9 protein-coding genes and 1 pseudogene are annotated in these 12,261 nt (G+C 41.0%); all 10 read left to right on the forward strand.

Annotated features, from left to right (window positions below):
- Window positions 1-196 precede the first annotated feature (196 nt).
- Window positions 197-1,507, forward strand: a complete 1,311-nt coding sequence (locus tag PJ15_RS06070) for an MFS transporter (RefSeq protein ID WP_047428960.1) — start codon at window positions 197-199, stop codon at window positions 1,505-1,507.
- An 85-nt stretch (window positions 1,508-1,592) separates the two neighbouring features.
- Window positions 1,593-2,387, forward strand: a complete 795-nt coding sequence (locus tag PJ15_RS06075; protein WP_047428962.1) for a substrate-binding domain-containing protein — start codon at window positions 1,593-1,595, stop codon at window positions 2,385-2,387.
- A 131-nt stretch (window positions 2,388-2,518) separates the two neighbouring features.
- A complete protein-coding gene (locus PJ15_RS06080) occupies window positions 2,519-3,448 on the forward strand; it encodes a LysR family transcriptional regulator (RefSeq protein ID WP_047428964.1) in 930 nt (309 codons plus the stop codon).
- A 103-nt stretch (window positions 3,449-3,551) separates the two neighbouring features.
- Entirely contained in the window at window positions 3,552-4,958 is a 1,407-nt protein-coding gene (tcuA, locus tag PJ15_RS06085; RefSeq protein WP_047428965.1) for an FAD-dependent tricarballylate dehydrogenase TcuA, read from the forward strand.
- Entirely contained in the window at window positions 4,948-6,081 is a 1,134-nt protein-coding gene (gene tcuB / locus PJ15_RS06090; RefSeq protein WP_047428967.1) for a tricarballylate utilization 4Fe-4S protein TcuB, read from the forward strand. Before tcuA ends, tcuB begins: the two co-directional genes overlap by 11 nt.
- 635 nt (window positions 6,082-6,716) lie before the next feature.
- Window positions 6,717-7,502, forward strand: a pseudogene (locus PJ15_RS06095) (metal-dependent hydrolase); the annotation flags it as partial.
- A 372-nt stretch (window positions 7,503-7,874) separates the two neighbouring features.
- The gene (mutS, locus tag PJ15_RS06100; protein ID WP_047428970.1) at window positions 7,875-10,532 is read left to right on the forward strand and encodes a DNA mismatch repair protein MutS; all 2,658 of its coding nucleotides are present in this window, start codon (window positions 7,875-7,877) and stop codon (window positions 10,530-10,532) included.
- 138 nt (window positions 10,533-10,670) lie between these two features.
- The gene (locus PJ15_RS18600; protein WP_004773598.1) at window positions 10,671-10,838 is read left to right on the forward strand and encodes a hypothetical protein; all 168 of its coding nucleotides are present in this window, start codon (window positions 10,671-10,673) and stop codon (window positions 10,836-10,838) included.
- Between the two features lie 168 nt (window positions 10,839-11,006).
- A complete protein-coding gene (gene fdxA / locus PJ15_RS06110) occupies window positions 11,007-11,336 on the forward strand; it encodes a ferredoxin FdxA (RefSeq protein WP_004652744.1) in 330 nt (109 codons plus the stop codon).
- Between the two features lie 126 nt (window positions 11,337-11,462).
- A complete protein-coding gene (locus tag PJ15_RS06115) occupies window positions 11,463-12,176 on the forward strand; it encodes a D-Ala-D-Ala carboxypeptidase family metallohydrolase (protein WP_032874297.1) in 714 nt (237 codons plus the stop codon).
- Window positions 12,177-12,261: the final 85 nt, after the last annotated feature.

Here is a 12,261-nt window from a genome sequence, read left to right on the forward strand (position 1 = left end):
AAAGATAAGTGGATTTCTATTTATCAAAATTTAGATGTGTAGTTTTAACTGGAAACAAGGCATCACATTTTCTGCAAAGGATAGCGCTAGATCTCATTTCCCATCCATTTCTATGAATGGTTGATTGATCCGATCTGTTTTTTCCAATATTGAAAATTGTGAATGTTTCCATTTTGCTAGGCCAAGGAGGTCTCTAATGGATATTACAAATAATCGCAGGGCTACTTTTAAAAAAATATTAAATGTAACAAGTGGCAACTTTTTAGAACAGTACGACTTTTTTCTTTTTGGCTTCTATGCCACTTATATCGCAGCAAAATTTTTCCACTCTGAAAATGAATATGTCTCTTTAATGATGACATTTACCGTATTTGCTGCGGGCTTTCTTATGCGTCCTCTCGGCGCTATTTTTTTAGGTGCTTATGTTGATAGAGTGGGACGTCGTAAAGGCTTAATCGTGACCTTAAGTCTGATGGCCATCGGAACGATTCTGATTACCTTTGTACCAGGTTATGAAACCATTGGTATTATTGCGCCAATTCTGGTGGTGATTGGCCGTCTATTACAAGGCTTCTCGGCAGGTGTTGAATCTGGCGGTGTATCGATTTATCTCGCTGAAATTGCAACAGATAAAAACCGTGGATTTATCACAAGCTGGCAATCTGGCAGCCAGCAAATTGCAGTTGTATTTGCGGCATTACTGGGTTATTGGCTAAACACTATCTTAACGACTGCTCAAGTGGGTGAATGGGGCTGGCGTATTCCCTTCTTAATTGGCTGTTTGATTATTCCTTTAATCTTCTTGTTCCGTCGCACGTTAGAAGAAACTGAAGACTTTAAAGCACAAAAAACTCATCCATCGACTAAAGAAATTTTCAGCACACTGGCGAGCAACTGGCGCATCGTACTTGCGGGCATGATGATGAGTGCCATGACCACAACCACGTTCTATTTCATTACAGTTTACACCACTGTGTATGCAAAACGTACTTTAGAAATGTCGGTAACGGATAGTCTTTTAGCAACCGTATTTGTGGGTTTATCAAATTTCTTCTGGTTACCAATGGGTGGTTTGCTTTCAGACAAAATCGGCCGTCGTCCAGTGTTAGTCGGCATTACAACCCTTGCCATCTTTACAACTTATCCAGTTTTAAGCTGGTTAGTCAGTGACATTAGTTTTACCAATCTGATTATCTCGCTTGCTTACTTCTCATTCTTCTTTGGTATGTACAACGGCACCATGGTTGCAACACTTGCCGAAGTGATGCCTAAACGAGTCCGTACAGTTGGTTTCTCTTTAGCATTTAGCCTTGCCGCCGCTATTTTCGGTGGTATGACTCCAATGGCCTGTACATTCTTGGTCGAACATACGGGTAATCCAAGTACCCCTGCTTTCTGGCTGATGCTCGCTGCGGTATGTAGCTTAGTCTCAAGCCTGTATTTATGTCGCAGTTCGAAACAGAAGAATGCTGACCCGATTGTTGAACCAGCTAAGGTGAGCGCGTAACTCCACTACACCTTTAGTTTTAATGAACAGTACGACAGATCATCAGTCTACGTACTGTACGTTCTTGCAATTCAAGTGAGGTACTATGAAAAAGTCCCCTATCTTCATGACCATTTGCCTAGCTGGTGCTGGTTTAGGCTCAACGCTTGCTAACGCAGATACACTCGAAGTGATTAGCTCAGGTGGTTTTTATTCATCTATGGAAAAACTCATTCCAATATTTGAAAAGCAAACTGGTCACACGGTTCACCTTTCATCTGGTTCATCAATGGGTGCGTCGCCAACTGCAATTCCAAATCGACTCGATCGTGGGGAACATTTTGATGTGGTGGTGTTGGCTGCTCCTGAACTGAACAAGCTTGCAGAAAAAGGTTACGTAGACCCAAGTTCACAAAGTGCTTTAGTCAATTCAAGCATCGGCATGGCTGTACCTAAAGGTGCACCAAAACCAGATATTAGCTCTGCGGCAAAATTCGAAAAAGTTTTATTCAATGCCAAGCACATTGGTTATTCAGCAAGTGCGAGCGGCACGCATCTTGAAAAAGATGTTTTCCCAAGCTTCCCACCTGTCGAGTACAAAGTGATTTCTGGTAAAGCAGAAAAAGTGGTCGGTGACCGCGTTGCAAAACGTATTGCCGAAGGTCAGTTTGATATTGGTTTCCAGCAAATTAGTGAAATCAAACCTTTTACCGGCCAATATGGTCAAGTTGATTTAGTCGGTCCAATTCCTGCGCCTTATCAAAAAGTCACTGTATTTGCAGCGGGCATTGGTAAAAACTCTGAACATGAAAAAGTCGCAAAAGAACTCATCAAATTTGTGAAGTCACCACAAGCAACACAAATTATTGAAGAACAGGGTCTTGAGCAGGTTAAACAATAAAAGCTCTAAAAGGCAACGTTTTGAGGTGATGTTGCCTTTACTCTGTTAGTGGTTTACTCAGCACAATAGAACAGAATGTATAGCAATAAACCAGTGTAGAATAACCAATAAAGGTCAATGTAGTATTTGCCGTGGAACTCAAACAATTAAAGTATTTTATTGCGGTGATCGAGTCAGGAAGCTTGGGTAAAGCTGCAAAAAATCTCGATATTGGAACTTCTGCATTAAGTCAGCAAATCTCAAAATTAGAAAGCGAGCTTTCTATTCGCCTTTTACAACGTACTGCTTTGGGTACAGTTCCCACCCCTGCAGGTTTAGCTTTTTTTCAACAAGTTCAACTGGCACTTAGACACTTAGACCATGCTGTAGATTCTGCACACTCTTCGCGTTTAAGTGGTCATGTCACCGTCGGTTTTTCGCCAAGTGTCGCATCGGTTATAGGCACGCACTTTTTAAAACTCATGAGAAATCGTTACCCCGACATTAAAGTCCGTTTAATTGAAGGTTTATCGGGTGACTTAAAAGCTTTAGTTAATGCAAGGCAGCTTGATGTTGCCATCATCTTTAGTGACGATGTCGATCCACAATGGGCCATACAGCCTTTAGTCAAAGAACAGATGTTTTTAATCTCGCTTAAAGAAGTGCTGAGTCAGTACCACCTTGAAAGTTGTATCGACACTCAAACCATTACACATTCACAGCTTAAAGAACTTCCGCTGATTTTACCGAGTCAACGACATGGACTGCGCTTGTTGCTCGAACAGAAAATTCATCAGCTTAAAGTGGCTTATGAAATTGATGGGCTGCATTTGTTAATGGAAAGCATTAGCCAACTCGAAATGGCAACCATTCAACCTGCGGGTGCATCGTTAAACTCACGGCAAGACCTCTGTTTACTGCGCGTTGTAGAACCTGCTATTGAACGCATTAACTATTTAATTAGTCTGTCTGAAGAAGAACTCTCACCTGCTACTTTAGCCACCAAAGTGGTGATTCGTGCATGTGTGACCAACCTGATTAATGAAAAGCGTTGGCCCGGTGCGAAACTCATAAACACTTAAGCGCTTAGTGTTTATTTTTACTAAACACCCATTCAAGCTTAGCCTCTCACTTCACCTTCCCTTTTAAAGCTACATTAGCCATAGCTGAGAAAGGGAGAAATCCATGCATGATGTGATTGTAATTGGTGGTGGGAATGCCGCACTGTGTGCCGCGCTCACGGCAAAAGAAAGTAGCGCGTCGGTGCTTGTCATAGAAGCAGCGCCTAAAGAATGGCGTGGTGGTAACTCACAACACACTCGTAACCTTCGCTGCATGCATGATGCTCCTCAAGATGTATTGGTCGATGCCTACCCCGAAGAAGAATATTGGCAAGATCTACTTAAAGTGACTGCGGGCAAAACCAATGAGCACTTAGCTCGTCTGGTCATACGTAGCACGGCGACTTGCCGCGACTGGATGCGTAAACATGGCGTGAATTTTCAGCCGCCCCTATCGGGAGCTTTACATGTTGCACGTACCAATGCCTTTTTTATGGGTGGCGGTAAAGCCCTCATTAATGCGTATTACCGAAGTGCTCAAGAGCTTGGCATTGAGATTTTATACGACACAAAAATTAAAGATCTAAAGTTAAACCAAGGACATTTTGAAGCTGCAATTGCGGAAGATGGCCGTGTGTTTAAAGCGAAAAGCTGTGTATTGGCCGCAGGTGGTTTTGAGTCAAATCTGGAATGGCTAAGAGAAGCATGGGGGCAAAATGAAAACGGCGAATGGCCTGCCGATAATTTCATTATTCGCGGAACCCGCTTTAATCAGGGCAACTTACTCAAATTTATGATAGATCAAGGCGCCGATATTATTGGTGATCCATCTCAATCGCACTGTGTAGCCGTAGATGCACGAGCACCGTTATATGACGGCGGCATCTGCACCCGTATTGACTGCGTTTCCTTGGGAATTGTGGTCAATAACAAAGCCGAACGTTTTTACGATGAGGGCGACGACTTCTGGCCAAAACGTTATGCGATTTGGGGCCGCCTTGTTGCCAAACAACCTCAGCAAATTGCCTATTCGATTATTGATTCAAAAGCAATTGGACGCTTTATGCCACCTGTGTTTGCGGGTGTAAAAGCAAATAGCATTCAAGAACTGGCCGAAAAAATCGGGCTGGATGCAGAAACCTTCTGTCACACGGTAGAAGAATTTAATCAAGCCTGTGTGCAAGGCACCTTTAACCATACCGTTTTAGATGACTGCACCACCCAAAATATTGTTCCCAACAAGACCCATTGGGCCGTTCCTCTTGATCGCCCACCGTTCTATGCCTATGCGCTTAAACCCGGCATTACCTTTACCTATTTAGGCTTAAAAGTCGAAGACGATGCTGCGGTACGTTTTAACAATAAAGCAAGCCGCAACCTGTTTGTCGCTGGTGAAATGATGGCAGGTAACGTACTGGGTCAGGGTTATACCGCGGGCGTTGGCATGTCGATCGGAACGACCTTTGGACGCATTGCCGGAAAAAATGCAGCCCACTATGCACTTTCACAAGGAGTTGAACATGAATGCTAGTACTAAAGCCCTAATTCCAGTTGTTCAGCTCTCTGACCATGAACAAGAAGTTCAACGAGCCTTACAGATTTGTAATGCTTGTCGCTACTGTGAGTCTTTTTGTGCTGTATTTGCGTCGATGACCAAGCGTCTTGAGTTTAATCAAGCCGATATTCATTACCTAGCAAATCTGTGCCATAACTGTGGTGCATGTTTACACGCTTGCCAATATGCCCCGCCACATGAGTTTGGTGTAAACATTCCACAAGCAATGGCGCAAGTACGTTTGGAAACTTACCAAGAGTTTGCTACCCCTCAGCCTTTAGGCCGACTTTATAAATCGGTGGGCATTCCTTTTGTTTCGGCATTATCAGCTATTTTCTTTTTATGCATGTTAGCTGTGGTGTGGTACAAAGGCACCGACCTGTTTGCAGGCTATCAAGGTAATTTCTATGCGATTTTTCCGCATAACTTTTTAGCGCTACTGTTTGGAGCGACCTTTACAGTTGCCATTGTTTTACTCGGCATTGGAATTAGTAAATTTTGGAGACAGACCTCTAAAGTTATTCACGGCAAAGTTGAGAAACCAGACCTTATTCAAGCCTCTCAAAATGTATTAACGCTTAAATATTTAGATGGTGGACATGGCAAAGGCTGTAATGAACAAGATGACCGTTATACACAAATCCGCCGCGTGTTCCATCACCTGACTTTTTATGGCTTTATGCTTTGCTTTGCAGCCACAGGTGTAGCGACTTTATATCACTATTTCCTTAACCTACATGCGCCTTACCCTATCTTTAGCTTGCCTGTTATTTTGGGTACTTTGGGTGGGTTTAGCTTAGTGATTGGACCATCTGGCTTACTCTATTTAAACCTTAAACGCCATCCATTACATGGTGACCGCGAGCAAAAACCTGTAGATCGAGGCTTTATTTTCCTTTTAATTTTAGTCAGTGCTTCAGGGTTAGCACTCATGGCATTTCGCAATACTCCTTACATGGCACTTTTACTAATTTTCCATTTAGCTACGGTCATGACATTCTTTATTACCATGCCTTTTGGAAAGTTCGCACATGGTTTTTACCGCAGTGCTTCTTTACTGAAATTTGCCATCGAAGAACGTATTTCGAAAGGCCGATAAAAATCATTCCCAATATTTTTAGCATAACACTATGGATATCCCCCTATATTCCATAAAAAATTAAGGGTATCTAAAATGGATCATTGATAATTTTTTGGATAAAAAAAGCCACATCTGGAGAATGTGGCTAAAGTATTGCTTTGCTTGCTACGGTTATACCGTAGTTTTAGATTAGAGCGATTAGCTTAATTTAAACTGAATAAATAACTTGTTTGAAGCTGATAATACGCAATCATACAGAACCGGCAAATATAGTATTGTTCTATCCATATTAATCTCGTCGGGATAACCCTTCATGCAAACTCCCCTTATAAAACCACTTATACAAATAATTAATTTAATCATATAGATAAAAATAAATAAGTTCTTCGGTTAGCTGTAAGTATTGTTTTCTATATCGTATATTCAATGCTTCTTAAGAATAATTTATTGATTACTTTTTAGCTCAAAAAAACTCAAAATAATTAACAAAATATGCCTTATGTTGCTATCTCGACCAACACTCTGATTTTATCTAGATAAGATTTTTCTTGTTCAGTTTATATACGTTTATGAAAAATGCCACTCTTTATAAAACAGACGAAATAGCCTCCAGAACGAATTTAGAGTTCCACTTTGATTAAGTACCTAAATATTGGTTTGGAGAAGATCCTTTTAAAACTCGTTTTTTTGATGCTTTAGGGTTATCTTTTCCCGACGGAGAGAAATTTTTCATACAAAGCGTTAAAGCTTTTAGAGATAAAGTCACAGATCCTAAGCTGCTCAATGATATCTCTGCCTTTATCAAACAAGAAGCCCAGCATGGCATTATTCATAACTTAATGAATGAAAATCTCAAGAAACAGAATATTCCAGTTAAGCGTCTGATGGGCGTGCTTAAAAACTCATTAAATTATAATAAATCTCTAGAATTCAATTTAGCAGTTACAGTTGCATATGAACATGTTACAGCCCTACTCGCCCAATGTTTATTTGAAGATAGACTAGTTTCTGCTGAGGCGAATCCACGTATGCAAGCGCTATGGATTTGGCACTCTATAGAAGAAATGGAGCATAGAGAGGTCGCTTTCAATGTCATGAAACAAGTGGGCAATGTTGATGAAGAGATGAGAGTCATCGCCTTTCGCAAAACTTTTTCTCTTATTTTTGATTCAGCACTTGGAGTAGCAAATATTATGTTACGTTGTGATGGTTTCAGTAACAATGAAAGAAAACTGATGTTGGATAAAGGAAAGGATTGGCTTTTTGGCCCGAAAGGTATGATGAGCACAAAAATGCCATTAATTTTAGATAGTTTAAAAGAAGACTTTAATCCTAGCCACTACCCAATTATTAATCATTATGATGTATGGGTGAAAGCCATTGAAGAAACGAATGACCCAATTTATGCAGCAAATAAATTTTGGGAAGCGGGTTTATAATAGATTCTTATTAAAAAACGCATGAAATTACATTTATCGATATTTTTATCAATCCTCTCATTTCGATAACGTCAAAGCGAAAGATCATCAAACCTGTAATTAACTGTTGTACAAGCTGACAAAGCAACTTCTTTTGTTGCTTATTTCTTCATTTCTCCAAGCAATCCTTTTTGTGAATTTCTATGGATTTGTTAAGATGAACCACGTGCAAATTTAACTACACCGCATATGCCACTGACTCAATGTGACATAAAAAAGCTATACTTTTTTATCTAATTCAGTCAGATTTGCACAGAATTATGAGGATGGATGACATCGTTAATCCTCCAGATCAGATTTATCTAAATATTAAGTTTCAAGGATTTAGTACGAATGAACAGCGCTGAAATCATGGCTGACTTATCCAACCACACACCAATGATGCAGCAATACCTTAAAGTCAAAACCGACTATCAACATGCTTTGCTGTTCTATCGTATGGGCGATTTTTACGAGCTTTTTTTTGAAGATGCTCATTTAGCAGCCAAATTACTCGGCATTACACTGACCCATCGTGGTAAAGCCAGCGGTCAACCGATTCCAATGGCTGGCGTGCCTTACCATGCAGCTGAAGGTTATCTCGCGCGTTTGGTCAAAGCTGGACGTACTGTTGCGATCTGCGAGCAAGTCGGTGAAGTTACAGGAAAAGGGCCTGTTGAGCGTAAAGTTGTTCGTATTTTGACGCCTGGAACTTTAACGGATGATGCACTGCTTGGCAGTTATCAATCTTCAAATCTGGTTGCGCTTTGCATTCAGCAAAATCAAATCGGTTTGGCACTGCTTGATCTCAGTGCAGGTATTTTCAAAGTCCAGCAACAAGACTATAAGCCAGAGCAACTGGCAATCGAACTGGCACGCCTAATGCCAAGCGAAATCCTGATTGATGAAGATCTGATTGATAAAAATATTATTGAACAAATCAAAAAGAATCTGGACTGTCCGATTACCAAGCGCCCAAATGTCGACTTTAATTTAAATAATGCCCAAAAGACGTTATGTGACCAATTTTCAGTTTCGACCTTATCTGGCTTTGGTTTAGATCCATTACCGCTTGCTAGAGCTGCCGCTGCTGCGCTGATTCATTACGCTAAAGAAACCCAAAAAACGGCATTACCCCATATCCGTTCAATTCAGATTGAGCAAAGTACTGACTTTATTGCGCTTGATCCGATTACGCGCCGCAACTTAGAGATCATTGAACCTCTATTTGAGCATGGTACTTCTCTGTTTCAACTCATCAATGATTGCCAAACGGCGATGGGCGGACGTTTGCTGAGCCGAACGCTGATGCAACCGATCCGTGACACAGCCATTCTCGATGCACGTCTTGATGCGACTGAACAGTTATTAAAAGGTTTCCATGAAGCGCCTGTTCGTTTGGTATTAAAAGAAATTGGTGATATTGAACGTGTGCTCAGCCGTGTTGCTTTAGGCAGTGCTCGTCCCCGTGATCTGGTACAACTCCGTCATGCATGTGCACAGATTCCGTTCTTGCGTCATGCATTAGCGCCTGTATTAAAAACCCAGCAATCTAAATTACTTACACAGCTTGACCAAGAGCTGGGCGACTTTAAGAGCCTTCATCAGCACTTAATGGCTGCGATTGTTGAAAGCCCACCTGTACTTCTTCGTGATGGCAATGTAATTGCAGAAGGCTATGACGAAGAACTGGATGAATTACGCAAAATTCGTGATCATGCGGGTCAGTTCCTGATTGATTTAGAAATTAAAGAACGTGAACGTACAGGAATCAACACCCTGAAAATCGGTTATAACCGCGTCAGCGGCTATTATATCGAATTGACACGTGCACAAGCTGAACAGGCACCTGCAGACTATATTCGTCGACAAACCCTGAAAAATGCTGAACGATATATCACGCCAGAACTCAAAGGCTTTGAAGATAAAGTCCTTTCGAGTGAATCGCGTGCCCTCGCCCGTGAAAAACTTTTATTTGAATCGTTATTAGATGAATTGCGTCAGAATATTGCGCATTTACAAATGATGAGTGCGGCGATTGCACATATCGATGTACTGGCAAATTTTGCCCATCAAGCACGATTAAATAGTTGGGCAAGACCAGAATTTACTGCTGAAACCTGTATCAAGATTCAGGCTGGCCGTCATCCTGTGGTAGAAGCGTTAAATAAAGCACCATTTACGCCGAATGATACTTTCCTTGATCCACAGCATCGTATGGCAATTATTACTGGCCCGAACATGGGCGGTAAATCAACCTTTATGCGTCAGACGGCACTTATTAGTTTACTCGCCTATTGTGGTAGCTTTGTCCCTGCCAAAGCTGCAAAGCTGGGTTCGATTGACCGTATCTTTACCCGTATTGGTTCTGCAGATGATTTATCGACAGGTAAATCAACCTTTATGGTTGAAATGACCGAAACCTCGCAGATCCTTCATCACGCAACTAGCCAATCTTTAGTACTGATGGATGAAGTCGGTCGTGGAACCAGTACCTATGATGGTCTTTCTCTGGCTTGGGCCTGTGTGGTTGATTTAACCAAACGCGTAAAATGTTTGTGTCTTTTTGCGACCCACTATTTTGAGCTGACTGAACTGGGTAGCGAAGCGGGCATTGATAACTACCATGTCACCGCACAAGAACTGAATGGCAATTTGATTTTGCTACATAAAGTTCAACATGGTCCAGCAAGCCAAAGTCACGGTTTACAGGTTGCGAAACTGGCAGGTATTCCTGCAAGTGTGATCAAGGAAGCCCAAAAGCGTTTGAAAATTTTGGAAAAGCAGCAGCATCAACATTTACCAAATAGTGTGCAGAATGACTTATTCAGTGCCGTTGAGCATGAAATTGAAACTCAGGTCATTGAAAAAGTCATTGAGGTTGAAGCAAAATCGCCTGCATTAGAGTTGTTACAAAACATTGATGTTGATGACCTGACGCCACGTCAAGCGCTTGAACAGCTTTATCAACTCAAAGCTTTATTTAAGACCAGTCAGGCACTTGAGAATTAATCCACCGATCAATAAGCTCTATCCTTTGAGGTAGAGCTTATTTACATAGCGCTTGCGTAATCTAACAATTGCTCACCCACCTTTTTTAAGGTTCATGTTATTCCTAAACCTAGAAAATTATTCTGTGGAGGAAATACCATGTCTCGTGGCGATAAATCTGCATATACAGCAAAACAGAAACGACAAGCCAAGCATATTGAAGAAAGTGAACTGGAACAAGGTCGCTCTCAGGAAGATGCTGAACGTATTGCTTGGGCAACGGTGAATAAGCAAGATGGTGGTGGTCTCAAGAAAAAGCACAAATAAGCAAATTGCGGCTGTAGTTGAGACTTATTATCAACAAAAGTCATATAAATAAGTCCATTTCATTGATACGAATAATAAATATCAATAAAAGGAATTGTTTCTATCGGTATTTTTTGCCTAAAATACGCTATGCAAAATGAAAACCATATTTTTTAGGTAGCTGCCGCCATGACCTTTGTTGTCACCGAAAATTGTATTAAATGTAAATATCAAGATTGTGTTGAAGTTTGTCCAGTAGACTGCTTCTACGAAGGTCCAAACTTCCTTGTGATCAATCCAGATGAATGTATTGACTGCGCACTATGTGAACCAGAGTGTCCAGCAAATGCAATTTTCTCGGAAGATGAGTTACCAGAAGGTCAAGAAGTCTTTATCGAACTCAATGCTGAATTGTCTGAAAAATGGGCTGGCAATAATATCACTCAAATTGGTGAGCAACCTGCTGACCGTGAAGAGTGGAATGGTAAGCCAGACAAGCTGCAATATTTAGAAAAATAATTAAAAAAGGCCAGTTTTACTGGTCTTTTTTATACTTTAATCACACATTTCTTTGCAATTACCTCATTATTCATACGCCATTTTGCATTAAAATAATACGCCTATCGATTATGAACTGCGCTTTTTATGATTCGAAATAAATTACAGGGTCTATTATCATTATTTGCCATCCCTGTGATGATGGTAGGTTGTACAAGTTCAACCACAAAAGTAAATCAAAACCAAGGTAAAAGAATTTACATTCCTCAAGAACAAGTTACTTTAACCCGCCCTGTTCCAAATAAAGTCGAACCTGCTTCCTATCGCCGATGGCTCGGTCAAGGCGATAATTATGCACGCGTTCGCGAATACGAGCAGTATCTTGCCCGTAATAATGTTGCCCATATTGTTCCAAGTTTTGAGTTGCTACGTACTGCACGAGACTGGCAAAAATGTGGCCGTTCAGAATATATGGTGCCTAATCGTGAGTTATGGGGAAATGCCCTGCCAACCTTACGTGTTTTTAAATATCTGGTCGCAGCAAAAGTTTTAACGGATTTTGAAGTCACCTCGGTTTATCGAGATCTGCCTTTGAACCAATGTGCTGGTGGTGCGGGCTCTTCAAAACATCTATTTAACTCTGCCATTGATTTCCGTATTGGCCCTGAATACCCACAGCCACAAGATTATGCCTTTATCGAACAGACAAAATTCAAGTTATGCCAGTTCTGGGCACAGCATGGACAAAGTCTGGATATAGGCGTTGGTTTATATAGTTCTGGACAGATTCATATTGATACGCAAGGCTATCGTACTTGGGGTCCTGACCTGACCCGCAATAGCTCGATGTGTAATTTCTAAAAATCCCTCGGCAACTTAAAAAGAGATCAAATTGATCTCTTTTTTGTTTCATTGCACAGGATTAATTGAGCAATCAAATTGCACT

Source organism: Acinetobacter sp. neg1 (genome assembly GCF_000788125.1).
Taxonomy (GTDB): Bacteria; Pseudomonadota; Gammaproteobacteria; order Pseudomonadales; family Moraxellaceae; genus Acinetobacter; species Acinetobacter vivianii.